Source organism: Paenibacillus sp. J31R122 (assembly GCF_056269185.1).
This window is the reverse complement of the sequence record NZ_JBWDNM010000012.1, coordinates 216,721-242,743: the sequence shown is the minus strand read 5'-3', so window position 1 is coordinate 242,743 and position 26,023 is coordinate 216,721. Positions and strand designations below refer to the sequence as shown.

Genomic DNA, 26,023 nt, shown 5'->3' with positions numbered 1-26,023 from the left:
GTTATCTCCTTAATTTAATTTCCTAAAAAATCATTCCTTCTTTACTTCAAATTCAATAAGCCAGCAATCCCTGAATTCCCCTTCATGCCATTCGTGCTTTTCAAGATATTTCTTTTTTATAAATCCATTTTTCTCATATGCCCTAAGCGCTCTTTCATTCCAAGCTTGCGGATCCATTACAATTTTATTAGCCTCTTTACTTTCTACAAGATATTTAACAGTTTCATTGATTAGTTGAGATCCAATTCCTTGGTTCCAGTATTCAATTTCTCCAATAAACTGATCCATGCCATATATCTTCCCTATGTATTCTTTGAAGTCATACTGTTCAATTTCTTCATCATCAATAAGGTAGAATTGAATATAACCAATGTCCCTTGTTTTATACTGAATGATACATTGAGTTATTCCATCCCGATCCTCAAAAAAATGTTTCAGCACTAATTCCATATCGTGTGGTCTATCACGACCTCCATAGTATTCCAGTACATTTGGATTTGATAGCCACTTCACAAGCAAATCAGCATCTTTAGGTTCAAGACTTCTAAGACATATTTCATTATTCTGAAAAATAATCATAATGTTGCTCTCCTAATCTTTTGTATTTATGTATTTGCGGGAAATTCACATAACTGAAGAATCACCTGATATACCTATGAAAAAAAATTCCCGCATCTCGGGATCGTCCATTTCTGGAACTACACGTCCTCGGTGCGGGAAATCATTAAGTGTTTGTGCTTTATCAATAACATCATTATTCAATTTCTTCGCATTAGCTTCCGAATCTCTTCGACTGGTACCCCAAGCGCAATTACGCTTGATTAGTGTGCTTCACTTTGATTAACCCGTTTAATTAGTGCTAGTATAGCTTAATATCCCTAGATTCACAATTGCTATTCAGGTTATTTCAGTATTACCAGCCTATCCTTTAACTCTTTCAGCTGTGCCAACTGTTCCGGGTCAATCACACCAAAATGATTTACCTTAGTGTCAAAACCAATTACATAAGATTTTTCACTCGCTGTTCTCACTTGTTTTTCGACATACTCTATTGTTTTCGAAATGCCAGCGGCACCCCAACCCCAACCGCCTGTTCCAATAGGCCCAAACAAGAAGTTTTGAACGTCAGTAGTGTCTTTTGCCCAACGACCATCATGCGGAAAAGTATCGAAATTATTAATTTCTCCGGCCGTATAATCATGGTACTCCGTGGTTTTAGCAAATGCGATAGATGGATCTGTTCCTTGATTAGTCGTTATGATACTATAGGGATTTCCAGATTTGGCGGCATTGGCTAAGGTTGAAATATTATATTCCAGTGACATATCATTTTGGCTTTCCAGTGCGCCACCCGCATACATTCCGTCAAACCACCATCCAGCGATTTTATCCCCGTAATGTTCTGACCACCATTCAACCATTTCACAATGGATTTTTTTCGCTGCCTGACTGACGGGACCATTGGAGCCGCGTATTCCCTTAAGAGCAACCTCCGTCACACGATAATCTTCGGAATTCCAGTGAGCGCTGTGTGGAGGATTGGAAGGCAGATAAAGCATTACCTTGATACCATAGGGCGCTACTGCGTCCGCGATCTTCATAGGCAGATCATTTTCCACCGAAACCGTTTTGGGATTTGCTTCTTCCTCTCCTAAAAGGCCTGCTTCACGCAAATATTGATCGTAAACTTCGTTTGGCGCACTGTATTCCGCAGCGTTTTGACCCAAAGTTACAATAATATATTTTACCCCGGTTTGACTGATTTGCTCTGCATATTTTTCCGCGTCAAATTCCCCTATAAACTCATTCCAGGTCTGATGATTCATATCCCATTTTTCACCTGGCTCAGTAGAAACGAAATCCTGATTTACAAATTCGGATAGAAGATGATGTGAAACGCCGTATTGTGCCTCAAGGAACCAATCGGTAAGCGGATTCCCCTCTGTTGCAAGCACCGGTCCAGCCGCATCGCTTATAGCTAGAATCGCTCCCATATTACTATGAATATCAACAGTTCTCACATCGCACTTTAAGTATTTCCCAACATATTTATCCAACAAAATAATAGTCTGCGTATTAATCCCTTGCAGCTTCGAGTATTCTCCGTCGACTGTGTCGGAAATATACCACTGATATTTTGTTTCTCCCTTTGCATCATGATCAGCATCTGTAAAAGTATACCTTACTTTCAATATGCCTTTTACATGCGGTTCTGTACCGAGTTTCGGAGAAAGGTTTTCAATTGTCGCAATCAATGCAAATGAAGCACTGTTGCTCCCCGCAATACTAGAATTCATCACCATCACTCCACTCTATAAATTCGAATGACTTTACTTTGAAAATCCCCTCTGAGATCGATCTTTATACCCATTTTCATTAAAGCTTTTCCACTAAGCGGGTGATCCAAGCCTTCCACGGTATATAAAGCCTCTTCATTCAGTCCTTGCAAACGAATCTTAGGGAGATGATTTGCAAAATTATTAGATTGTAAAAAAGCAAATACAACGGCTTCTTTCTGGTCATTACTAACATACATAACCGATGCTACATGACTATCACGCACTGATTTGAGTCTATATTGGTTTCCATGCTGGACCACTGATCTTATTTCTTTATACAAAAGAATGAGTTCCTTGGCTTCTGCCTTTTCTTCGTCATTCCATTTTAATAAATTCTCGCCAATCCCCAAATTCCCCATCATGGCACTGTGAAAACGATACGCCAGAGGAAGCTTTCTACCGTTTACCCAATTCACTTCAGCGGTAACCCATGATTCCATGATCTTGGCACAGTATGCATAAGAGAACCCTTCTTGAATCTTTAATCGGTCAAACGCATCGGTATTGTCACTCGTCCACACTTGGTCAAAATACTGTAAAATGCCTAAATCAACTCTTCCCCCTCCCCCTGCGCAGGATTGAAAGATTACATTCGGATGTTTTTCTTTAAGCCTACTAACAATTTCATATACTCCCCAAGCATGCCTTACCCAAATTTCCTTTTGTTCTTCCGTAGGTGCTGATGGAAATCCAGGCTCACTCATGTTTCGATTCATATCCCACTTGATGAACATAATAGGATTGTGCGTTAGAAGTCGATCGATGCTTTCGAATAGATATTGTCTCACGTCACTTCTAGCGAGATTTAAGATAAGCTGATTTCGAGACAACGTGCGCTCTCTTGTTTCAAAATGATACACCCAATCAGGATGTGCACGATAAAGATCGCTATCAGGATTTACCATTTCAGGCTCCAGCCAAAGACCAAATTCCATCCCTAAATCATTTACTTGTTGAATCAATCCTTGAAGTCCATTAGGAAATTTTTCTCGATTAACAGTCCAGTCGCCCAGCCCAGCTTGATCTGAATTTCGTGCGCCAAACCAACCATCATCCATCACGAATAGTTCTGCACCGATCGATGCTGCAACTCCAGCTAATTGTGCTTGTTGTTGTTCGTTCACATCAAAACTCGTTGCTTCCCATGAATTGTAGAGCACTTTTCTTAGTTTTGTTCTGTTTTCGATTGGCAGTACATAGTTGCGTTGATAGTTATGAAGGTTTCGACTGGCTGCTCCAAATCCTTGACTCACATACCCGACTACAAACTTAGGCGTTTCAAAAACACTACCCGGCTTGAGATTCCAGGCAAAATCGAAATCATTGATCCCCGCACTAATTTTCACATTATGAAACTTATCTTTTTCAACAACAATTTTCCAGTTCCCGCTAAATGCCAACGCACCAAAGTATACCTCACCTTGGATTTCATCTGCTTTCCCGTCTTGATCAAACATAAAGAATGGATTTGCATTATGACTGGTTATGCCTCTTCTACTTTCAAGAACCTGTTTCGTATCTGGCAGCATCACCTGATTAAGTTGAGTTTCCGCCGCCCAGCTTCCAGTAAGATAAGTGAATCTGTAATCCTTCTCTCTTGGCAAATGGATTGAACCTGTAAGTGCTTGCTCCAACGTCATATTATCGTTACCTTTATTAAAGATCTCGCAACGTCTTTCAATGAGGTCACAATCTGGAATGATTGTATAAAATAGCTTGATCTCTAATGGATAGTACACATCCTTCATTACTATTAAAAGTGTATTTTCCATAATTTCGTAATTCACATATTCCAAAACAACATCTCGTACATGATCATGAAACGTCACTTTTAAGTTGGGTTCTGTAAATTTAGCTTTTCCCCAACCCATATATTCCTCTTGACTCAATTCACTCCCCGTAGAAAAGGGATAATCTGTAATCGGCTCTGCAATCGGATAATCGGAAAGGTGTGGGAGTTTTTCTCCAAAATAAATATGATTGAGCGTCCCCTTTGCACTTAATCCGAAAGCATAAGAAATGCGATCTCCTTCAAGAACCCAAACCTTTTTTTTGTCATCATACTTAATCATATAAACCCCTCCGATATACACTTATGTTTTTCTGGTTTAGTTCAAGAAATCGTCCTCATATATTGTTCTGGCGTAGTGCCTGACCCCACAATGACCACTTTTTCCTCGACTGAGGTTTGGAAACTAAGGAGCCTGCCTGAGATCGTTTCAGCTTTAAGGCCATTGCGATACAAATCAACGCTTTGTTCCGCACTCCAAGGATTATTTACATCACATATTTCTCCGAGACTGGAATTAATCTCGACAAATTCTATATTTTCCGATCTCAATGAAGAGGTAACGATAAAACCTTTTTTAGCCCGCAGCTGGAATGCAGCGTCAATATCCTTAGGCCATGCACCAAACACATGGATGACGGGGTTCTCACCCGGTCCTTTGGCTAACGATTGAAGCAACGCGTTCTGCATTCCTTCGACGAACACGCCGTCCTCCTGAATGGACATCGTTTGCGTTCCATTATTGGTAGACGGCAGACGGTTAGGGTTAGAGACCATAAACGCTTCCCATTGTTTTAAATGCGAAGCGAGACCCAACTTCACCATGTCACTGCGACCCATACGAGCCAAATCGGTCATAAATCTCGACCACGATCTGTCGATAAAACCGGCAGTTTCTCCAATTAGATATTGATGATAAGCTTCCTGCGTTTCCAATGTGTTCATATTCAAATCCCAAGCTTCCAAATTAACTCCACTAGCCTTCGATTCCAGGTTTACTTGGTCAAAAGAGATCAATTCCACCTGATACTCATCCCAAGCCGTTGGTTTTTCTTGCAATAAGAAGATCATCGGATTTCGCGCCAGCGCATAGGTTGGCTTACCGTCGTCTCTAGTCCTTGGCAAAGCTGCATCGGTGTCGCTGCTGAGCGGATTCGGCGCCAAATGATCGACTATGTCTTGCCAAAGAGGAATCAAATCCGCATCCAGCTGCAGCAATTGTGCGGCTTTGATCGCTGTAGGAAACAAGCCCCTCATATAGTTCAAGTCGTTTAATACATCATCCGCTCCCCAGATCGTCTCCGCAAACCCTGTCTTGTAAATGTGATATTTATTGTCCGGTCCTTTCTTTAGATTAGGGAAAGTACGGTAAAACTCAGCGGCTCCCTTAATAACTGGATACGCGGTATTTCTTAAATAATTGATATCCAGCTTATATAAATACCGATCCCAGAACATATTCGCGACATCAGCGGCATCGTATAGAAGGTGTGAATGCCACCCTGCTTTCATTTGTCCACCGCATCCATCGATCGTCCACCGCGAATCTGCCCCAGCGATCCTATTATTCTTAAAGTCTATTACCTCTTGTGTGAGATCAAGACCGTTCAGCAAGCTGTTTTGCAGCGAGGCCGCAATGTTGTCAGGCAATACCTCCGGACCGTCAAAGGGTGACGTCTCCGGGAAATAGATCCCTTGGCTTCCCCATTGTTGCCGGGCAGCCTCCCTATATTTAGGCAAATTTCTGGAAAACATATTCACAAACGGATCAAGCAGCTCCGGATGGTTCCCCGTTTCCAATGCGTAGTAGGCCCGGTTATCGTTAAAGTACCAATACTCCGTTCCCCAAGCAGCATAGCCGTTGTCCGTATTAAACAATAATCCATTGAATTTTGCCGGATATGTCCCTCTGAAGCATGAAGCCGCGATATAGTAGAAATTCACAAAATGGGCACCGTAGTCTTTTTCGTAGCTTTGTCCCTGTACCTCAGGGAAATAAACGAATGACTTGGACCAGTAATTGTGCCACCAAGCTGTATGAGACTGATAGATCTCTTCATACCCTGCATTCATCGCGGCTTCTGCCGCCGCTAATGCTGTTTCCGCAACATTTTCTGTTTTTGTCATGCTTGCGGCGCTGCCGATGCAGATGGTAAAGCTGCCGGTTCCCGCTGGAACGGTAAGTCTCATTGTTGTTTCGTTCAGTTGACTGGCCGTAGCCGCTCTGCCCGAAATATCAATAGCAACCGCGCTCCTGTTGTAAAAATCATTAATCGTAATGCCCGTATCTGCAGACTCCTCATAAGTTTGCGTTAAAATAATTCGACTGTTGCTTTGGCTGAAGGCCGATACCGCTGTATAGTTGTTTTTCGTTTCCAATGGGCCAGATCGCGTCATTGCCAAATCGATGTGAATCACTTCAGGAACGGCTCTTGTATCGTTTACATGAATGATGATCACATCCTGCTCACTCCATGCCAGCACACTGGCCGTCAAGCTGCTGCCTTGTATACTTTCTATCGCATTGAATAGGGAAAGAGATTGAGGTACGTTATCCGATGGGAAAACAATTCCCCCGAAGTCAACGCTTACATTTCCAACCGCGCCGTAGTAGTCGCCCATCAAGCTGGTTGCAGATGAAGCTCCGTTATGACCGAAAACATCAACCCGATTCAATTGTGTTTTTAACTTTGTCGGTTCTGTCCATATTAAGCCACCAACACGACCGTTGCCGATCGGCATTCCAAGATAGCTGGCTGCAACTTGTTTATCAAAAAAAAGATCCGCCCGCGAAACCAGACTTTCATAATCTACATTCAACATCTAAGATTTCCCCCTGCACTATTCTGTCATCCGCTATGCGTATAAAGTAAAATCCTTTATGATTACAGTATCCACACTGCTATTAATAACAAGATTGACCTTTTTGATTTTCTTATCCAGTTTAATTAATCGTTTATGCCCAATACATTCCGCATTAAATATTTCCTCCGTTCCATTTTCAGTTTCAACTGTAACTGAAAAGTCACGGACTCTTTCACCATAATGGATATCCTCCATAATGGATATGTTTTTGACATGGGTTAGTTCTGTCAGCGCTATCTCATGATTGTTTCCAATCCCTCTCGTTGACTTGACAGGATTTGCATATATCTCCCTTACAAGTGCGCCGAAATCTTCAAATTGCTGCACATCAGGAAAATAACCGTCACGATGGATCGCCATTCCCATTAACAAGTTGGAATTTCGTCCAACGCTATTATAATAGCAGTTAAGCAGGTGTTCTGGTGAGTAGACGAAATGGTCTTCTCCCTCTTTCCAGACCCATCCGCCACCCATTGCATGCTGTGACCTGTTTCCCATATCAGATTCCGCAGGTATCCAATACTTGCCCTTGGTGTTCCCCTTGCCGAATTCTGGTTCCTCTTCGGTTCCACCGAATGAATTGCTGTTTCTATGGTCGGTTGACCAGCAGTTAACTGGTGCCTCTCCCCTCTCGTTGCCTACCCATCTTAAATTATGTATTTGCTCCTGCAAGCCTTGGAAACATACTGCATCAGGCTGGTATTTTTCAATTAATTCCAAAACATTAGGACCACCTTGACTGCGTGGTATGACTCCGCCATCAAACCATATTTCAAACAGTTCCCCATAATTCCCCCAAAGTTCTTCCAACTGTTTATCTACCACTTTGACATACTCTTTGTATTGCTCTGATTGCTTATCATTAAGCACATCGTCGTTTATCCCGTAGTAGCCGTTGCAGCCTGTCGAATAATAGAGACCGGGTTTAATATCATACTTTTTACATGAATCAATAAAATCTTTTACTATATCTGCTTTTCCATCTAAGTAAGGGGAACCCTCAACTGAGTATTTGTTTTGTTTTGTTGGCCACATAGAAAAACCAGTTACATGCTTTGCAACAAAAACAGCATACTTTGCACCCATAGCTTTCGCTGCTTCCATCCACTGATCCGTATCGACCTTTTTTGGGGTAAAGGTTTCTGCTGTCATGACATGCGGAGAAGTTTTCCATTCATTCGTTGGAAGATCTGGATGAAAGGTTTCCAAATTGTAATGAATGATCACGCCTAATTCACAATTTGCCCATTCCTCTTGCTGTTTTGTTGGTATTGGATTTATATTCATATAACTGCCCTCCATTTTCTTTTTAAACTAATCCATCGGGATATCATTAGTTGTACATAAGAAAAGTCTCGCATGATGTGGACGAAGCTCAACTGCTATTTGCTCAGATTGATAACTGAGCTCCTCATCTGTCCAGAAATCGTGAATCAAACAAGAGTGAGGCAGTGTTACTTCCAGGGTAGTAGATACATCCTCATAATTAAACACAGCGATCAATTGCTTGTTACCTAAATTGATTCTACCTACTTTGAAGCTGCTATCATCAAATTTTGCCGGCACATTTGTAGGCTTGAGTAGTTTCCGCAGTATTGCTTTTGTATTCTCGGATTGCTCCATCAAGTTATCTCCTGACAGAACCATTCCACTGGAGCAATAAATATGGGTCGCATGAAATAGATATTCATCATCCGTCAATATGTATTGAATCCTTCGGCTTGTGGAATTTTGTAATGACCGCCATCACTATAACCAGTAATGCTACTAATACTATCAATCGTTCCGACATACTGCGAAAGCTTACTATACCCTTCACCGTAGACCGGAGTGCACACATCAAATGGTAAATCTCTCTGAAACAGAACGATCTCTTTAATGTTATATCCTATGTCACCATGATTGATCAGCTTCGAATCGCAGGTATCATTGTTCCATTGTGTTTGCAATTCAACATGTTCATGAGCAACCTCTTGTTCCCTCATCAGCCTTACAGACCAATCCGCTTGCTTCACATCAAATTTGTTGCCTTTCATTGCCCAATCCTCCCTATATGACTAGTAAATGTTTCAAGACCATCCAGGCAGAGCCGACCTTGTCATACATCTTACTAAAAATACGGGGAAATTGGCTTTAGTATATGCTATACTTTTTGCATAATTCTAGGATAATAAGATACATAGCGAGAGGGGAATTAACAGAAATGGCTGATCAGACTCAGAGAATAACCTTTCAAGACATCAGGTCACGCATAGTAGGAGCAGATGTGTATCCCTTTCGACCCAGAGAGAAAGTATTTCCTCGACTTCCTTATGCACATACTTTTACTTATATCAAGAGCGGTAAGGGTACCGTAACGATTGGCGAAACGGAATATCGAGCGGAGCAGCACGATTTTTTTTATATCGAGCCGGGCATTGTGCATAGTTACGCTGCAGACAGCGATGATCCAATGGTCCACGCTTCTGTGTACGTCGATTTGCTCTGGAACACATCTCCTAAATTGAAAGGAGACGAAAATCTCAACGAGCACCGACTGGAGGCATATGATGCTACACTGAGCGCAGATCGGGTTGATTTTATTGCCCATTCGCAGCCCTCCGCCCATTGGCCACCAAATGTCAAAACAACTGTTCCTTCTCATGTCGATTGGCTTGAAGCCTATTTATCCGTCATTCGGCATTTTGACTCTTCAGACTTTACGACGGCCATCCGGCTGCGCTCGTTGTTTGAAACGTTTTTGGTAGATTTTGTACATTTCTCGGCTCATCCCTTTGAAACGAGCGATCCTCGAATTCGTAAGATCATGGAATGGATGCAAACGAATCTGACGGAAGATTTCAAGCTGGCTGTTTGGGCGAAAACCTTTAAGATAAGTGAAGCGTATCTTTACGAGCTATTCCGTAAAGAAACCAACGACAGCCCCCAGCGGTACTTTATGAACCTTCGACTTGAACAAGCAAAAACCGAGCTCCGCGAGACGAACCAGTCCGTTACACTCATTGCTGATAAACTCGGCTTTTCGTCTGTGCATTATTTTTCGAGGCAATTTTCTAAGCACCTAAGCGAATCGCCCAATCAATACCGGAAACGCATACGCAGCCAGAGTGCGTACTTTAACTCTATACTGTCATAAAATAATAGGTCATGAAGAGATGTGTTGCCTATTAACTATTAATCCATCTTAGGCTTCAATTCATAGGAAGCGTTTTCTTTGGTTGCAAACGTGTATACTTCACCTAAAGAATTCACACTCTTCGTTGCTTCAATCTGTATTCCATCCTCATATACCTCCATGTCTTGACCTTGCCATGGATTGAGAACAGCGCATTTTTTTCCTTTTTCACTCAAAATACGTACATTTGTCGTTTGACCAAACTCATTTTGATTAGCATCTACCAAAAATCCACCTTTAGCTCTTAAACGCGTGAATTCAGCCTTTTGATCTTTATGCCAGTTCGCAAAAACATGGATAAAATCTTGATTGCTTTGCAATAGTGAATGTGTCACTACATTATAAATCAAGGATGACTGGACGCTGCCGCCCACAGTATTATTGTTGCGAATACCAGTCCAATCTCCTACAGGCCGATCAATAATCCCTTTTTCCATAAAATCAGTAATTTTTTTTATGTCATAACCAACATTTGTTGCGATCATAGCAGAGCGGTCTTCCTTATCGTTATCAAATTGCCACGGTATTACATAATCAACGTAATTTTTCGTATATTCTAACAATTGTGAATCCGTTGCCATTCCTACTAAATCATACAAATAGCCTGTATGAATGATAGGAAAAGGCATACCATCGGGTGTGAGCCCATCCGCGGCCGTGAAGGTTATTTTTCCAGCACCAGCTCGTCCCTTTGGAATTACTGCTGTTGGAAGCGGAGACAATTTCTCGTGGAACTTTTTCCACTCTACTCTCTTATCATCATCTACTCCTAACACTTCACTTGCTTTAATCGCTTTCTCGAATGCAAAATATGCAGATGCCAAATCAAGGAATGAATTTTTTTGAAGATGATGCGCTTCAACACTTGCCCCGCCAATCATATATTTCCCAGTAGTCTCATCTAGGAATGCGTAATCTTCAAAAAATTCCGTTAGATCAACAAGTTTATTGTATAAGTTCTCTTGTAAATAGTTATCATCGCCAGTATATTCCCAATATCTCACCATTGGAACGAGTCCTAATGCCGCATTTGCTACGGAAGCAAAGTAATCAGAACTGCTATTGAAGTGTTCCGTTCTACGTCCCCAAGGGGCAATATGGGTTGGAAACAATACTCCTCGTATCCCCTCTGTGAAGTTTGGATACCAACTGCTGTTATTGATCACCAAATTAAGTTCTTTCCGATCAGATGCGAGCTCACGACCTGCTTCCCAAAATTCATCAATCAATTTTGTGTAAGTATCGATATATCCAAGCCGATTTGCTACAACAGCTGCGTTAGGTGCACGCTGCATATCAGCATTCATCGCATAATCACCTTGCCAGCGTGAGTCTACATTACCCGTCCAAGGAAATTGATTTCCTGCAAATACTCCGCCATTATTATCGCTTTGAGCCTCCAACGCAGTTCCCATCATATATAACTGTCCGTAATAAACTCTTTCAAACAGCGAAGACTTATCATCTAGCTTAATAAAGGATTTCAACCAAAAATCTTTCCACCATTCCATATGCTTTTCTTTAATAATTTGCAATTTCTTCTCCGAATCAATAGATAATACATGATCTTGGGCATCGTTTAATGAAGTAACGGAGCTTTTACCTCCTTCAATTGCAGAAATAACAGTTACCGTTTCACCGGCAGCCAAATCAAACGTAGCCATGCTTGTTTTATCATTGACCTTACTTAGTTCCGCATCTTTTCCCATCACTTTTAATGCCAAAGAAATATCAACAAAATCCTTATACTTATCCGATACTAAGTGTTTGGTTATCGTGATAAGATTAACTTCTTCCTTTACTGCTGAGCTATATGAACTGTTGCTGTATGATTTATCGGCAGCAACTGCCCCAGCACCAATTCTCATACTTGCATTAGTCGTATTAGTAATTTCAGTTACGATCAAATTTTCTGTTACCGATAGCCATGTCTTAGTTTCAAACCCCTTTTCAGAAACGGCCTTTACAATTCCATCCTTCAGACTCTGCTCATATCTAAACGGACTATTTCCTGCACCGGCATCTATTCTTTCATAAATAATACTACCAAATGCAGTATTGTGATGATCAATACCGCTGGCAGGTGAATCCTCCCAAGCATCAGAGCGAGAAATAAATAGTTGCTGCTTGTTTTTATCTCCACCTAAAAAGGCGAGAACTGTACCATTTCCCATTAATGGACCGTCTGGTGTAAGTGAAGTTGTGTTACTAATTTTAGGAAGTTCTGTGTATTCGACTAGGTATTTATCTAAAACCTCTCTAACTTCCATCCATTCCCTATCAAGCTCCATCGATCCAAGTATGTTTTCGATATTCATTTGGCGTTATCCCCGTGTTCTTTTTAAATTGACGGATAAAAGTAGCTTGACTGTATATGCCAACCTGCTCTGAAACATCTGAAATTTTAATGTTTTTATCATTGAGCAACATTTGCTTTGCTTTTTCAATACGCAAATTCGCAATATAATTCGAAATATTAATGCCTACCTCTTTTGAAAAATAACTTGACAGATAAACTGTACTGATTTTGAAATCCTGCGCAATTGAATCTAAACTTAACTGTTCATGATACCTGGAATTAATGTACTCAATCAGTCTGCTTTTTAGGTCATGACGTTTTTTTTCATTACAGAGTTTATTGACTGCAGCATAATTGCCAAGTAAACAATCAAACATATATTTCGGGTTGTATAGTGTATTAAAATCTACTTTATGCGGTAACTCATCCTTTATATCAATCTTCATTATATTAATTACATATTCCAACAAAGTGGACAATAATGCATAATTATTTCGAAATTCCTGCAAGCTGCTATTTCCATTCAAAAGCTCCTCGAACACCTTATTAATGGTATGAATGGAGCCATTTATCGTGCAGTTCACAATTTCTTGTTGGACCTCGAGTTTTAATATGTGTACGTTGTTCGAAGCTTTATTTTCTCTTATTATCGTCAACGGTTTATTCGCTTCAATCGGTGAGCCATTTAGACGACTTAGGGTGAGATTAAATATATCTTTGATATTGTGACTTGCATCAATTCTGTCACTTATCACAACAAACACCTTTTTATCATGGAAATTTTCAATCATTTTTTCTAATTGACTGAAATATTCCTCGATTTTGAATTTGTTCGGAACAATATATGTAGTCAAATATCTATCATTGTTCGTACAAGTGATATCGGGAAACGTTTGTAGCAGTTGTTCCTTGATTGTTGTATCCGAATTGCCATTTTTATCTTGACAAGCAACCAGTAAAATAGAGGATCCATTATAAATATCGCCTATTTGCCCAACTAAATCCGGAATCCCTTCTATATTATTTAAAAGGTAATAGAGCGAAATATCCAACCCTAGCGAAGGTTGCAATTCATCCATGGAGTTATATTTCTTATCTTTCGTTATTAACTCTTGAATCTTGTCGGAAATAATATCGAAATCATTTTTTAACTGAGTATTGCCTCCGCCAATCAGTTTTATTATCTCATCTATAGGCTTATAAACCCCTCTATTGTAAAGTATGATGATCACACTAAAAAAAACAGAAATGAAAACGGATACAACACCAAGTGTAATAATAGACTTCAAATTCGATTCAATTAATTTAACTGAATTTAACGTTAAGCTACTGTATCCAATTGCTGACATTTCCTTGTAAGTTACGTAATAGGTTTGTCCATCCATCTCCATTTTCTTTTTCGCTTTAATGGTTTCAATATCATGGTGACTCATTTCTAAAGCATTGTTGCTAGTTAAAAAGACCTCTCCTTCTTTATTATAAATCGTATATTTTGTATTCTCCGGCAGACTTGCAATATTTAATAAGGACATAAACTTTTCTTTATTAATTTCGATGAATATGGTCCCGTAATTTTCTATATTACACAGAAATACTAAGTTATTGTTGATTACATAAATACCACTTTCTTTGGGTAATGAAGTCATATCAACTTTAAAATGCGGCATGTTGTCTAAAAAATATTGCACATCAACTAGTCCGCTTTTATAAACCAAGATCTTGTCCTTACTATTAATATATGCATAAATATTTTGCGCATAAGAAAGTGATGCCTTAATAAGCATCAGTTTTTCCGTTGTGAGCCTGCAGCTTTCCAGAAACGTTGAATCAGGGGATAATCCCGATAAACACAAAACAATGTCCCTGTCATTTTTGCTTAGTGTCATCAGCTGGTTTAGTCGAAAATATTCATCTTCAAAGCTTTTTGCTATGATATTGGAGGTATTCTGCATACTTTCAATATTGTCTTTTCTTACATTCAAAAATAAGTATAAAAAATTCACAATCATGACTACCAATAATATTACAGTCAACAAAAAATTTATTATTACCATTTTTTTCTTAACATTATTCGATATGGCCATCATTCACATCCCTAATATTATCCAAATGAAATAACGCAGCAATATTTGTTAAACATTGCTGCGTTTCCAATTCACTGAACAACGAACGATCGAAATTGTATCTCTTTTCCTCTAACTATAGCCAATAAACATGAACAATTCAATAATGAACGTACTACAGCTTACTGTTCATAATATCTAACGCATTATTTATATTACCCATTTTACCAATCTCTTCTAAATATTTGTCCCATTCATCAAATGAACGTTTACCAGAAATAAATTTTGCTTTCTGCTCCTTGGCGTAAGTATCAACAGCGGTCATCACATTCGCATAAGATTCATTTTCATCCGTGCTTAACACAATACTCGGTGTCAGGGGAGCTTCACGTTTCTTATCAAATTTTTCTCTTACGAAACTGTAATAATTCGTTTCTCCTAACATTTCGCCGTCATAATAAATATTGTTATTATCAGTCAAATATTTACCGCCAATACTAGGATCACTATAAGGATTTGCTCCGAGCTTTGCCCATAAAGTTTTATCTTCCATATATTTTTGTGTTAACTTATACTCGCCATTGGCCTCAACGGTGTAAGATTCATCTTTTATCCCCCACGTGCGCAAATCCATAACTTCTTTTGTGTAGTTTAAATTCATAAGAGCCATCAATTCATTTTTCACTTTGGACTTGGAAGATATAACATCTGAATAGCCTACATTATATTTCATATTATCTTTTGACGGATTAGTGAATACCCACGGCTCGCCGTATTTGTCATTTCTCAATGCGGGTACCAATACCCATTCCTGATCGGGATATGCTATATTCCATTCGCTAGGATATCCTGTCCATGCTTTAGGCATCAGAAATGCCTCTCCCTTTGACATGGAAGATTTCCCCTGCTCTACTGTATGAGTTAGAAAATCCGGTGCAATCAAGCCTTCGGAATAAAACTTGTTCATTAACATTAAGGCGTCCTTGTAACCTTCTTCAATTGGCCCATAGGCAAACTTGTTCCCATTAAAATATTTCTCTCCAGCCGTATGATTTGCACCAAATATGGCGCGCTCCATCGGTTCCCATTCCTCGTAAGTCATGATGGGATAAATGTTAGGATAGGCCTCTTTTAGAGCCTTCGCAACCGTATACAATTCATCAAGCGTTTCTGGAACCTTCAGACTGTGTTTATCCAATATATCTTTTCTAAACACAGAGCCGTATGCTAAATCAAACTCTCCGCTCGGAGTTGCGGAAGCGTTAGGGAAAATATATAGCTTGCCATCTGCTGAATAACCAGCATTTCTAAATTTGCTGTCTTGCTCTGCGGTTTTGAAAAAATCCGGAAGCTCATCGGCATTTTCAGTCAACTCGACGAACATTCCTTGTTCACCATATTTATTAACATCCGCTAAAGGATACCACGCTATAGAAACCACATCAGGAATGCTACCGCCTGCCAATAATACCTTTAGCTTTTCTGCATAATCATTAAACTGCACATATTCAGTTTTAATGTCCAATTCAAATCCAAGCTTCTCTTTTACAATCCTTTTATACTCCTCTTCTACTTTCGTATCCGTCGCGGGAGGCGTATTCGTACCATAGAGCCATGCCAATTTGGTGAATGAAAGTTTTTTGGTTTCGCCAGGCGTAGTGGTTGAGTTGCTGCTATCACTGCCGGTATTGCTGCCAGAGTTGCTGCCAGAATTGCTGCTGCAAGCCGCCAGAACTGTAGCCAATAATACACAGATCAATGCGGATGAAACGATTGATTTCCATTTTTTCATAGTCCTAATCTCCCCTGTTTTAATTTTATGTAAAAATCACGATTTTCGTGATAGATACCATGATAATAGAGACATCTGCTAGCCTTTTACCGTTCCGACAAAGACACCCTTTACGAAATATTTTTGCAAGAATGGGTAAATGCACATAATCGGAAATGTTGTAATCATAATAGCCGCCATTTTAATGTTTTCAGCTACCAATTGCTGATCTCTTAACAGAGCTTTTGTAGCCGGATCTGTATCACCTGCAAGCATTGTGCTGTTGAATAATAACTGTCTTAAAATCATCTGCACCGGAAACTTCGAGTCATCATTCAGGTAAATCAGTGCGGAAAACCATTCGTTCCACTGTCCTACAATCGTAAACAATCCAATGGTTGCAAGTATTGCTTTTGATAACGGTAAAATCATCGTTATGAAAATTCTAAACTCTCCTGCACCATCTATTTTGGCCGCTTCCCTCATCTCGGGAGGAATTCCCTGAAAAAAGGTTCTGAAAAGAATAACATTATAGGCACCTACACAAAAAGGTATAATCATGACTAGTGGGTTATTGATCAAGTGAAGGCTTTTCATTAGCAGATAAGTTGGTATCATACCGCCTCCAAAAAACATGGTAACCGTTATAAAAATAGTAACTGCCTTTTTTAATACAAAATCCTTCACTGACAAAGGATACGCAGTTAGAGCAGTAAAAACCAGAACCATAATTGTATTACCTAATGCATAGAAAATTGTATTACCATAAGCTGTGAAAATTCTCGAATCTTTGAATACGGTTTCATATCCTTTCAGATTAAATCCTTTGGGATAGAGGAAAATACCGCCTTTCATGACTTCCTTTGCATCACTCATTGAGACTGAAAAAACGTGAAGCATAGGGAATAGCATGGCTGCAATTATAAAACACATAAACAAAGTATTTGCGATGTCAAAAACCAGTTCGCCTTTAGTTCTTTTTATTTTCATATATTCCAAGTCTGAAACAACTCAGACTTTCCCTCCTTTACCACAGGCTGTTTTCACTTACACGTCTGATCACTTTGTTAGCGGTAAACAGCAAAATAAACGACACAATATTCAACATGAGTCCAACAGCGGTAGTATATTCAAACCGCCCGCCAGCAATCCCTTCTCGGTAAACATAAGTACTTATTCCGTCTGCTACCTCGTAGGTAGATTCACTGTACATCAATAAGATTTTCTGAAAATCAGATCCCAAAATACCGCTTATAGATAGAATAAAAAGAATGGTCGTAGTTGGAATCAATGTAGGCCAAGATATATAGCGTATCCTCTGCCAGCGATTCGCACCATCCATTAACGCTGCCTCATGTAATTGTGGATCAGCATTAGATAGTGCAGCTAAATATATAATTGTACCCCAGCCAATTCCCTGCCATATACCACTTCCAATAAAAAGGCTTCTGAAATACGATGATTCCGTCATAAAAGGGATTTCAGTCCCTCCGAAAGCAACCAATATGTCGTTGACCACTCCATCTACCGAGAAGAATTCCTTTAGTATTCCGACGACGACCACCATAGAAATAAAATGCGGTAAATAGGAAATCGATTGTACTAGTTTTTTAAATTTAGGAAATGAAATTTGATCTAGAAGAAGTGCCAAAATGATCGGTGCTGGAAATGCCCATAATAACGAATACAAACCCAATAGAAACGTGTTTTTGATTATCCGGAAAGCGAATGGATTTTCGATAAACATTTTAAAGTATTTGAGTCCTACCCACTCGCTTCCCCATATGCCAAGCGCGGCGTTATATTTTTGAAATGCGATTAATACTCCGTACATGGGAATGTAGTTAAAGATGAATACAATTAAAACGCCCGGAATTATCATTGCAATTAATGATTTCTGTAAAGCACACTTTTGGAAAAAAGTTTTGTTGCTTGTCACGGATTTCTCCAATACGTCTCCCTCCTTTTAATCATCACATATTCAAATCGCTGGTGTTAGCCAACTTCATGTTAGCCAGCTTCTTTGCAATATCGTATGTTAAGTATCCTATTAATTCAATTTTCAGATGCACTTTGTGTTTATCATTATTTTGGATGATCCTTTTTCAGTTTAAATAATGATAACTGTATTAAAATTTGATAACTCCATGCTTATAAAATAGAAAAACCCAGACTCCACTAGGGATTTCTGGGTCTGGGTCATTATAAGATAAAGTTAACAACCACATTTCTGTGGGTTACCGTTTCGATTTTTTTGTTCGATTAAGCAATGCTTTTATTTGTTTGTCCTGATATCGGTACAATAATTGCACCTTCAGCACCACTTCCTGTTTGAGATACAGCCTTAACAACCACTAAGCCATTACTTTTTGCAGAAAGTATACCAGTATGACTAATTGTTGCTTTGTCGCTTGCTGTTCCGTCCAGATTTTCTACACTCCAACTAACATCATTGTTTGAAGCAACCAATTGTAAGGTTGATCCATGTTCAGTTATTGCTGCCGGGTTAGTCGTTGTAGTAATTGTAAAGAGCTGCTTTTGGTCTTCATGCAGTTTGTAATAATAATTTTTATTATCTGAAAGGCTGATAACTCCAGTATTCGTGTAGTTTCCTGCAATAGTGAACTGCTTTTTTTCTATTCCTGACAAACCATGTGTTGTATAACCCCATTCATTATTTATATTCAATCGAACGCTTTGGTCTGGATTGACGCTTGCACGAACAGAACCTTTGCCAAGCGTTGTCAAACTTAAGATAATGACAAGCCTCAATCGATCTGCTCCGGCTCTCCTCCGTCTTCAAACCTGAAGCTGCTCTTCCATCCGCTGACTGTAGGCCTGCATATCAATAACCTGCTTGGTCAACCGGGATTCTTCCGCAGCAAAAGCCATTAAATGGCTTTGTAACGAATTTTTCGCGGAAGTAAGGCTGTTGCTGGACTCTCCGTTCTGCAACTGTCTAATAAAATCGCCTACAATACCGCCATCGCCGCCGCCATGCCCTGCCAGACCTTCCGATTTATTAAGCGAAATCGGTTTCTTCTCCCCTGTGTCGAACCGGAGTATTTCAATCTCTTCCTTTTCCATTGCAGCTCGAATCTCGCCCTTTGTGCCCATTAGTTTGAGCGTCCGACTGATTTGCTGGGTAAATGCGCTCATTGTGAATGCGGCAGTAACATCATTTTCGAATTCCATATTGACAACCTGATGGTCAACGACATCGTTGTCACAGTAGAACACGCATCGTCCGTATGGCCCTTCCTCAAGCGCCTTCACTCTGCCTTCGTAGCTCATGTCGTCAGAGATCGCATTTGTCGGCCATTCAATGCTTTCTGTCAAATATAGTTTCGGCGCATAATATTCACACGTTTCCGCCGCTGGACATCCGTCAAGGCATCGTTTGGGAGCACCATCTGGCGCGTTCTTCGCGTTGAAATATGTTAATGAGCCAAATGAAGACAGGCTTACACAATCCGCACCTATTAGCCAAGATAAAATATCAAGATCGTGACTGGACTTGGATAAGATCATCGGACTTGAATCGGCCTTCCTGCTCCAATTGCCGCGCACGAAGCTATGAGCCTGGTGCCAGTAACCAACATTCTCGTTGTGCTGGATCGTGACAAGCCGTCCGATTGCGCCCTCGTCAAGCAATCGCTTTATTGTCTGGAAAAACTTTGAGTACCGCAGCACATGACATATCACTAGCATTCGATTATGTTTTTCGGCTGCTCGGACCATCTGTACACACTCTCCGGGATCGGTCGACATCGGCTTTTCCAACATGACATGGTAACCCGCTTCAAGCGCCCGAAGAGTTGGCTCGAGATGCATCTGGTCTTGCGTGCAAATAAACACGGCATCGGCAAGTTTCGGTCCCGCAAGCAGATCCACCCAGCTTTTATAGCATTCGGATTCGTCCAGTCCGAACGATTTCCGCACATTATCTCGCCGGACGGGATTCGGATCGGCAACGGCGACGATTTCCGCGTCCAGCTGTTGATTTTTTACTTCATTTATATAATTAACTCCGCGAAGTCCTGCTCCTATTAGTGCAATTTTCATTTTTCTCATCATATGAATAGCTCCCTTAAATAGTATTATTTATTCTCCTAGCTTCTGAGTTACTCTTTCAAAAGCATTTTTAATTTTACATTTATATCTGTCAACGCATTAGGATCCACAATCATCTGCTTATGAATAAGCATCTCAGCGAATCGAACTTCTTTAGAGATATTGGCGTTACTTCCAATAGCACTGGCAGCCATAAGTCGATGATCGTTTGACAAATGAAAATAAAGTTTGTCAGACTTACTTAATTCACGACATACCGTCAGCACAGCGCTATCCGGCAATCCGGATACTTGAAGCGTGAGGTCATATTGATCGGACCAGAACCAAGGAAGATTCATATAAGTTTTGGAACCGCCGAGCATGTTGTGCGCCGCATGCATCCCCTGATCTTGCGCGTTTCTCCAAGCTTCAAGTCTAATTCTTCTTCCCTCGTACAGAGCATGCGGAAAGGAGCAGCAATCACCTGCAGCAAATATGTCAGGGTCACTCGTCGCCAGCGTTTCATCCACATATATGCCGTTTTCTATCTTTAAGCCACACTTTTCTGCCAAGTACGTCTCCGGTATGGCTCCTATACCTACGATGATATTATCGGCATCGATGACTGTTCCATCTGCTAGTACAACAGAATGTCCATCGCGATTTTGCACAATACTCAAAATGCCAACCCCAAGCTTAAACTCTACGCCAGCCTCACGGTGCCGCGCAGCAACGATATTGGCGATTTGTTCAGGAACGCCTCGCATCAGAATACGTGGACCGACTTCAATAACCGTAACCGAACATCCGATTTCCCGTGCGCTCGCCGCCACTTCCAGACCGATGAAGCCAGCTCCGATCACGACGATGCTGCTACCGGCCTTTAATCGCGAACGAAGCTCGATTGCATCCTCAAACGTTCGTAAATATAAGAGCCCGCTTGTATCCGAGCCCTCGACACTTAATCGCCGCGAGGATGCTCCAGTTGCTAAAAGCATTCGTTCATACCGAATTTGCTGTCCATCGTTTAATTCAATCGAATGGGCATTACGATCAATTTGGGCAACGGATCGATTCGTTATGAATTCAATATCGAATTCTGCTATTTTCTCCTCGGTAAGAATCGTTGAAGGAGAAGGTTCATTGCCGTCTGTCAGAACGCGCTTAGATAAGGGCGGTCGTTCATAAGGCGGCCGTTTTTCTTTTCCAATCAGCGTAATCGGACCTTTCCAACCCTCTATTCGAAGCTCAGCAGCCGCTCGGGCTCCTGCCTCACCTGCTCCGACGATTACCATTCTTAAATCTTGCATGACGCCCTCCCTAGTCGATTTGGATGAAAATTTTATCATTGTCAATCTTCACCGGATAGGTTTTAAGATCCACACAAACTGGAGACCGCTTTGCAGCGCCGCTTGTATAATCGAACCTGCCGTTATGCTTAGGGCATTCAATAATCTTGCCCATCACTAATCCATTCGCTAAGTGAAATTTCTCGTGAGTACAGTATCCGTCAGTTGCATAATACTCGCTATCCGCCGAACGATATACGGCAAACGTCCGATCTCCATGATCGAATCGAATGACATCTTCTTCGTCTATCTCCTCTTTATCGCATATTTCAATCCAATTCATAATAAGACTCATGGATTCAATCCTCCTCAATTAGTTGTTGTGCCGCGCCCGGATCCGTTCTGTTATACAGCACGAGGGTCCTCTCCGCCTTGCCGATCTCTTTCCACTTTTTCGGCAAATTCGCGATAACGCGGCACAACGTAAGTTGGGTCTTTTCTCGCCCGCTTAACGGCAGCAAACATTTCGCGAACGGCGCTCGGAAAGCTTGGCGCCGCGGCCGGACAATCATGCTTGATCTCCTCATGCAGAGCAGGCAAGTTATAATACGGTACTAAAGGGAACATATGGTGCTCCACATGATAGTTCATGTTCGTATAGAAAAATCTTAAAACACGATTTGTGTAGAATGTTCGCGCACATAATCTATGATCGAGCTTATCCTCATATAATCCCATATGCTGCGTGGCGACCAGGAAAGCGTTCAAGAAAAATCCGTAAATAGCAGGCAACCCAACGAACATAAGCGGTAGAATGCTATTCATGTAGAAGCAAGCGACAATCAATCCGCCGTAGCCGATTATGAAGAAACGCGCTTCCCAAAACAATTTGTTGTGCTCGATTTTCGGGATAAGCTCCCTCTCAACTTTGCTAAGATGACCAAAGGAATGGCTAAACAGTCTTACTACGGTTGGAATCAGTACATTATCGCGAATGACCCAATGAATCATCCTCCGCCATTTCGGAGGACGAGGCTCGAATATTTCCGGGTCACTTCCGACGATAAGGGTATCCGTATGATGACGGGTATGTGTCCAGCGAAAGTTCGTTGCTTGCTCCAAAGTAAGGAAAGAACAAATTTGGTACATTGCCTCATTGGGCCAAGCGGTACGGAACGGGGTACCATGGCTGAATTCGTGCCATTTGGACACTGCCGCCGTGCAATATATGATCCCATACAGGGCAAATGCCGGAATGCTCCACCATGTCCCCCAAGTTAAATAAGCGACATATCCCACTGCGATCTGGATCACGATCCAAAGGAACGTATCCCAAAGCGCAGGGGCATCCCGTCGAACCATAAGCTCCTTTAGACGCTTTCTTGGAACTTGGCATTGATACCACTCCGCGGATACGAGTCCTTTCGCAATCGCTTTTTCCCGTTCCGGCCCTAAAATGCTATAGTCCCTTTTACTAGACTCGCTCACGATGACACTCCTCTTCCTATTTCCGATTTGTTCTGAACTAAGTGTAAGCGAATACATGCGATTTGACTTCCCTGATTTAATTAAATAAAATCAGACACATAAGAACAACAGAAACAAACGAAGGAGTAACAGTATTTGGATAAATTTAGCTCGGCATCCATGCGGTGGGTGTATTACTTCGAAGATGAAGTTAGCGGTTTAAGCGGTATTCCCGAGCTGCTGCAGCTCGGAAGCCAAAAGCTCGCAGCAGCCTACCCGATCCCCCTTCATACCCATGATCAAGCTTACGAGTTCGTTTACGTAGTGAATGGAAACGTCACTTGGGAAATCGACAGCGAATACTACCAAGTCAATGCGGGGCAATGGTTTTACACACGGCCAGGAGAGCTCCATCGGGCGCGCTTCGATCATCTGGAGCCTAGTCGGATCTGGTGGTTCGTCTTAAAAGATCCTGCCGGTGAAAGCAATTGGCTTCGCTTGGATTGCAATGAGTTGGCTTTCATAACGAAGAGATTAGAGCAACTGCCGCGAATCTTTCGTGCAGGTTCACGTGCCTCGGAGCAGTTCATGCGTTTGAAAACAACCGTTGAGAACGATATACCGAATAAAGAGCTGTTCGCCCGCCATCAGCTTTTGGACATTTTGCTGGGGCTGCTGCAGCAGCCCCAAGCCAAACCAGTCGATCCGGATCTCAAGCAATCCATTGCAAACGTCGTCTTGCAGTTCGCACAAAATCCTGAAACTAGATTTTCAATTGAACAAATAGCCCAATCCATAGGAGTGAGCGTCTCACATTTTTACAAATTGTTTTATGAGCTTTACGGACAAGCTCCGCTCGCTTACATCGAACGCATTCGAATGGATCATGCCTGCTCATTATTGAGGACCGATAGGTTGATTACCGACATCGCGCTGGAGCTCGGCTTCAAGACGAGCCAGCATTTTACGACTGTATTCAAGAAGCTAATAGGCAGCTCGCCGAGTGAATGGCGGAAGCATACTAACCGCGTTGAGGGAGAATGACGATCTCCATACAGGCTCCCATGAGGGTGTCCTCACGCAAATAAGTTTGACGTTGAAGAGCAAAACCCCCATACATACAGGATTCCTACCTGATCATGGGGGTCTTAATGTGGACAAGCTATTTTATTTTTTTGTGACAAACTTACGTCTTATCTTTGACAACAGTAGGTATTACACATATTTGTGGGTAACGGTTATAAATGAGATAAAAATCAATCGAAAACAGGCGTTATTTCATCTATAAATGAGACTTATTACATTGTAAATTGAGACTTTTCGTTGTTTTTACAACTATAAGTGAGATTTATTGTTTATTTCATTTTACTAACTTATACTTAATTCTGAATTTTGTTTGCTTGCTGTGGAAGGTGCTTGCGAGCCCCAGTTTAGAACTCTCACGCTAGAGATGACACCCATGCCCATGCTTGGCATACCACAAACAAAGCGGACATCCATTGGGAATGTCCGCTTGTTTGTTAAGTTTTATATTTTTAGATCGAGCATTTAATCGAAATTAGCGGCAGTCTTAGACTTTAACTTCAAGTCTAAGACTGCCGCTTTTATAATGTGTTTTTTACCAATAACCTTTAATCCCCTTTTCCATGCGTACAAGAGCTTCAAGGTAAAAATAGTCGCCCCAAATCATATAATCATCCGGACCTGCAGAGCCACGGACATGGTATGATCCGTGTTGCAAAAGGCCTTCAGCATCCGGAAACTTCATTGTAGAGTAACGCTCCACAAGAGATTGCATTGATCGGTCAAATCCCTTGCTAAGTATCATTCGATCCGTGTCTTCTTCCGGTAGCAGCCCAAGCAGCTCAAGCAGTCCGGCAGCCACGATCGCTGAAGCGGAGCTATCTCTCGGGGTACCATCCTCAATCGGCACATCAAAATCCCAATATGCAACATGATCTTCGGGTAAGTGGTCAAGAAAGTATACTGCCAGTTTTTTTGCTGTCTCTAAGAACAAAGGGTCTTTCGTGTAACGGTAGCATAAAGCGAAGCCATACACGCCCCATGATTGTCCTCGTGTCCAAGTCGAGCCGTCTTGATAGCCTTGATGGGTTCCACCACGAATCGCGTTACCGGTCTCTTGATCGAAATAAAAGGTATGATATGAAGAATAATCTCCTCTTACTAGGAATTTACAGCTTTTGAGCGCATGTTTGTACGCAATGTCATAGTAACTTTGTTCACCCGTTTGTTCGTATGCCCAGAACAAAAGAGGTAAATTCATCAAACAGTCGATAATGATTCTGCCCCCGTTTATAGGATCATTCTCTTTTCCCCAAGCCTGAATAGCTTCGTATGCTGGGCGCCAACGGTCGCGCAGCTTCGCTGCAGCTTGCAGAGCGAGCTGCCGGGCATGTTCGTTACCCGTGATTTGCCACTCGGCAGTAGCCGATAACGAATACAGAAAACCAAGGTCATGATGATCAAGCTCAATGTGCTGCTCCAGCCTATGCTTAAAATTTTCATGGAACGATTCTGCGGCGTTTTTGAATGCTACATCCCCGCTATACTCGTAAGAAAGCCACATCAGTCCTATATAGAAGCCCTCAATCCAATCATTATTCTCTCCCCAACGGTATCGTTGATTTTCTGTTATATGAGGAAGTAAACCAGGATTTCGTTCAATATTCTGCTTAATTTTCGACATTGCGTCTTCGATTGCCAAATGCCACATTTATATTCACCTCTAGATTTTTTCTTCTTTATTTTCAGCATTATTCGAATACACCCCATTTTCATAAAGTTGTATCCGCTTACTATTAAGATAAACAAAATCGCCAATATCAAGTATGGACGATTGTTAGATAATCTATGGTAATTGATTAGGTCAATATCACTCATAAACTTTCGATA

General features: G+C 41.2%; 20 protein-coding genes. 2 read left to right on the top strand and 18 right to left on the bottom strand.

Going from position 1 to position 26,023, the window contains the following annotated elements:
- Positions 1 to 30 precede the first annotated feature (30 nt).
- The 7 genes from AC0YN7_RS20320 to AC0YN7_RS20290 form a co-directional block, all read right to left on the bottom strand.
- A complete protein-coding gene (locus AC0YN7_RS20320; RefSeq protein ID WP_475811851.1) occupies positions 31 to 579 on the bottom strand; it encodes a GNAT family N-acetyltransferase in 549 nt (182 codons plus the stop codon).
- Between the two features lie 323 nt (positions 580 to 902).
- The gene (locus AC0YN7_RS20315; RefSeq protein ID WP_475811850.1) at positions 903 to 2,297 is read right to left on the bottom strand and encodes a hypothetical protein; all 1,395 of its coding nucleotides are present in this window, start codon (positions 2,295 to 2,297) and stop codon (positions 903 to 905) included.
- Positions 2,298 to 2,302: 5 nt separating this feature from the next.
- Positions 2,303 to 4,411 carry an alpha-galactosidase gene (locus tag AC0YN7_RS20310; protein ID WP_475811849.1) on the bottom strand — a complete coding sequence of 703 codons (2,109 nt, stop codon included), beginning with the start codon at positions 4,409 to 4,411 and terminating at the stop codon, positions 2,303 to 2,305.
- A 41-nt stretch (positions 4,412 to 4,452) separates the two neighbouring features.
- Entirely contained in the window at positions 4,453 to 6,951 is a 2,499-nt protein-coding gene (locus AC0YN7_RS20305) for a glycosyl hydrolase family 95 catalytic domain-containing protein (RefSeq protein ID WP_475811848.1), read from the bottom strand.
- Positions 6,952 to 6,984: 33 nt separating this feature from the next.
- Positions 6,985 to 8,280, bottom strand: a complete 1,296-nt coding sequence (locus tag AC0YN7_RS20300) for an alpha-L-fucosidase (protein ID WP_475811847.1) — start codon at positions 8,278 to 8,280, stop codon at positions 6,985 to 6,987.
- Between the two features lie 27 nt (positions 8,281 to 8,307).
- Positions 8,308 to 8,616, bottom strand: a complete 309-nt coding sequence (locus tag AC0YN7_RS20295; protein WP_475811846.1) for a hypothetical protein — start codon at positions 8,614 to 8,616, stop codon at positions 8,308 to 8,310.
- Positions 8,617 to 8,690: 74 nt separating this feature from the next.
- Positions 8,691 to 9,029 carry a hypothetical protein gene (locus AC0YN7_RS20290; protein WP_475811845.1) on the bottom strand — a complete coding sequence of 113 codons (339 nt, stop codon included), beginning with the start codon at positions 9,027 to 9,029 and terminating at the stop codon, positions 8,691 to 8,693.
- A gap of 167 nt (positions 9,030 to 9,196) precedes the next feature.
- Between AC0YN7_RS20290 and AC0YN7_RS20285 the strand changes: the two genes are divergently transcribed.
- Positions 9,197 to 10,129 (top strand): helix-turn-helix domain-containing protein, encoded by a 933-nt coding sequence (locus AC0YN7_RS20285; RefSeq protein WP_475811844.1) that lies wholly within the window; start codon positions 9,197 to 9,199, stop codon positions 10,127 to 10,129.
- A 38-nt stretch (positions 10,130 to 10,167) separates the two neighbouring features.
- Here AC0YN7_RS20285 and AC0YN7_RS20280 read toward each other — a convergent pair whose 3' ends face one another.
- The 10 genes from AC0YN7_RS20280 to AC0YN7_RS20235 all read right to left on the bottom strand — a co-directional run bounded on the left by AC0YN7_RS20280 (position 10,168) and on the right by AC0YN7_RS20235 (position 23,131).
- Positions 10,168 to 12,486 carry a glycosyl hydrolase family 95 catalytic domain-containing protein gene (locus AC0YN7_RS20280; protein WP_475811843.1) on the bottom strand — a complete coding sequence of 773 codons (2,319 nt, stop codon included), beginning with the start codon at positions 12,484 to 12,486 and terminating at the stop codon, positions 10,168 to 10,170.
- Positions 12,449 to 14,554 carry a helix-turn-helix domain-containing protein gene (locus AC0YN7_RS20275; RefSeq protein WP_475811842.1) on the bottom strand — a complete coding sequence of 702 codons (2,106 nt, stop codon included), beginning with the start codon at positions 14,552 to 14,554 and terminating at the stop codon, positions 12,449 to 12,451. The genes AC0YN7_RS20280 and AC0YN7_RS20275 overlap by 38 nt, the downstream gene beginning before the upstream one ends.
- Before the next feature lie 151 nt (positions 14,555 to 14,705).
- Positions 14,706 to 16,322, bottom strand: a complete 1,617-nt coding sequence (locus AC0YN7_RS20270; RefSeq protein WP_475811841.1) for an extracellular solute-binding protein — start codon at positions 16,320 to 16,322, stop codon at positions 14,706 to 14,708.
- Positions 16,323 to 16,400: 78 nt separating this feature from the next.
- The gene (locus tag AC0YN7_RS20265; protein ID WP_475811865.1) at positions 16,401 to 17,291 is read right to left on the bottom strand and encodes a carbohydrate ABC transporter permease; all 891 of its coding nucleotides are present in this window, start codon (positions 17,289 to 17,291) and stop codon (positions 16,401 to 16,403) included.
- A 37-nt stretch (positions 17,292 to 17,328) separates the two neighbouring features.
- Positions 17,329 to 18,252 carry an ABC transporter permease gene (locus AC0YN7_RS20260; protein WP_475811840.1) on the bottom strand — a complete coding sequence of 308 codons (924 nt, stop codon included), beginning with the start codon at positions 18,250 to 18,252 and terminating at the stop codon, positions 17,329 to 17,331.
- A gap of 311 nt (positions 18,253 to 18,563) precedes the next feature.
- On the bottom strand, positions 18,564 to 19,073 hold the full coding sequence (locus AC0YN7_RS20255; protein ID WP_475811839.1) for an Ig-like domain-containing protein: 510 nt from the start codon (positions 19,071 to 19,073) through the stop codon (positions 18,564 to 18,566).
- Between the two features lie 27 nt (positions 19,074 to 19,100).
- A complete protein-coding gene (locus AC0YN7_RS20250) occupies positions 19,101 to 20,378 on the bottom strand; it encodes a Gfo/Idh/MocA family protein (protein WP_475811838.1) in 1,278 nt (425 codons plus the stop codon).
- Between the two features lie 47 nt (positions 20,379 to 20,425).
- Complete coding sequence (locus AC0YN7_RS20245; protein WP_475811837.1) at positions 20,426 to 21,664, bottom strand: NAD(P)/FAD-dependent oxidoreductase; 1,239 nt, start codon at positions 21,662 to 21,664, stop codon at positions 20,426 to 20,428.
- Positions 21,665 to 21,674: 10 nt separating this feature from the next.
- Positions 21,675 to 21,998, bottom strand: coding sequence for a MocE family 2Fe-2S type ferredoxin (locus tag AC0YN7_RS20240; RefSeq protein WP_475811836.1), 324 nt, complete (start codon positions 21,996 to 21,998; stop codon positions 21,675 to 21,677).
- 50 nt (positions 21,999 to 22,048) lie between these two features.
- Positions 22,049 to 23,131 carry a fatty acid desaturase gene (locus AC0YN7_RS20235; protein WP_475811835.1) on the bottom strand — a complete coding sequence of 361 codons (1,083 nt, stop codon included), beginning with the start codon at positions 23,129 to 23,131 and terminating at the stop codon, positions 22,049 to 22,051.
- A 135-nt stretch (positions 23,132 to 23,266) separates the two neighbouring features.
- On the opposite strand from AC0YN7_RS20235, the gene AC0YN7_RS20230 reads away from it, so the two are divergent.
- Positions 23,267 to 24,154, top strand: coding sequence for a helix-turn-helix domain-containing protein (locus AC0YN7_RS20230; protein ID WP_475811834.1), 888 nt, complete (start codon positions 23,267 to 23,269; stop codon positions 24,152 to 24,154).
- A 574-nt stretch (positions 24,155 to 24,728) separates the two neighbouring features.
- On the opposite strand, the gene AC0YN7_RS20225 is transcribed toward AC0YN7_RS20230, so the two are convergent.
- Positions 24,729 to 25,844, bottom strand: a complete 1,116-nt coding sequence (locus AC0YN7_RS20225; RefSeq protein WP_475811833.1) for a glycoside hydrolase family 88 protein — start codon at positions 25,842 to 25,844, stop codon at positions 24,729 to 24,731.
- Positions 25,845 to 26,023 lie beyond the last annotated feature (179 nt).

Excerpts from the sequence above, each read along its gene's own strand:
- AC0YN7_RS20320 (WP_475811851.1), bottom strand. The coding sequence starts at position 579 with ATGATTATTTTTCAGAATAATGAAATATGTCTTAGAAGTCTTGAACCT.
- AC0YN7_RS20315 (WP_475811850.1), bottom strand. The coding sequence starts at position 2,297 with ATGAATTCTAGTATTGCGGGGAGCAACAGTGCTTCATTTGCATTGATT.
- AC0YN7_RS20310 (WP_475811849.1), bottom strand. The coding sequence starts at position 4,411 with ATGATTAAGTATGATGACAAAAAAAAGGTTTGGGTTCTTGAAGGAGAT.
- AC0YN7_RS20305 (WP_475811848.1), bottom strand. The coding sequence starts at position 6,951 with ATGTTGAATGTAGATTATGAAAGTCTGGTTTCGCGGGCGGATCTTTTT.
- AC0YN7_RS20300 (WP_475811847.1), bottom strand. The coding sequence starts at position 8,280 with ATGAATATAAATCCAATACCAACAAAACAGCAAGAGGAATGGGCAAAT.
- AC0YN7_RS20295 (WP_475811846.1), bottom strand. The coding sequence starts at position 8,616 with ATGGAGCAATCCGAGAATACAAAAGCAATACTGCGGAAACTACTCAAG.
- AC0YN7_RS20290 (WP_475811845.1), bottom strand. The coding sequence starts at position 9,029 with ATGAAAGGCAACAAATTTGATGTGAAGCAAGCGGATTGGTCTGTAAGG.
- AC0YN7_RS20285 (WP_475811844.1), top strand. The coding sequence starts at position 9,197 with ATGGCTGATCAGACTCAGAGAATAACCTTTCAAGACATCAGGTCACGC.
- AC0YN7_RS20280 (WP_475811843.1), bottom strand. The coding sequence starts at position 12,486 with ATGAATATCGAAAACATACTTGGATCGATGGAGCTTGATAGGGAATGG.
- AC0YN7_RS20275 (WP_475811842.1), bottom strand. The coding sequence starts at position 14,554 with ATGATGGCCATATCGAATAATGTTAAGAAAAAAATGGTAATAATAAAT.
- AC0YN7_RS20270 (WP_475811841.1), bottom strand. The coding sequence starts at position 16,322 with ATGAAAAAATGGAAATCAATCGTTTCATCCGCATTGATCTGTGTATTA.
- AC0YN7_RS20265 (WP_475811865.1), bottom strand. The coding sequence starts at position 17,291 with ATGAAAATAAAAAGAACTAAAGGCGAACTGGTTTTTGACATCGCAAAT.
- AC0YN7_RS20250 (WP_475811838.1), bottom strand. The coding sequence starts at position 20,378 with ATGATGAGAAAAATGAAAATTGCACTAATAGGAGCAGGACTTCGCGGA.
- AC0YN7_RS20245 (WP_475811837.1), bottom strand. The coding sequence starts at position 21,664 with ATGCAAGATTTAAGAATGGTAATCGTCGGAGCAGGTGAGGCAGGAGCC.
- AC0YN7_RS20240 (WP_475811836.1), bottom strand. The coding sequence starts at position 21,998 with ATGAGTCTTATTATGAATTGGATTGAAATATGCGATAAAGAGGAGATA.
- AC0YN7_RS20225 (WP_475811833.1), bottom strand. The coding sequence starts at position 25,844 with ATGTGGCATTTGGCAATCGAAGACGCAATGTCGAAAATTAAGCAGAAT.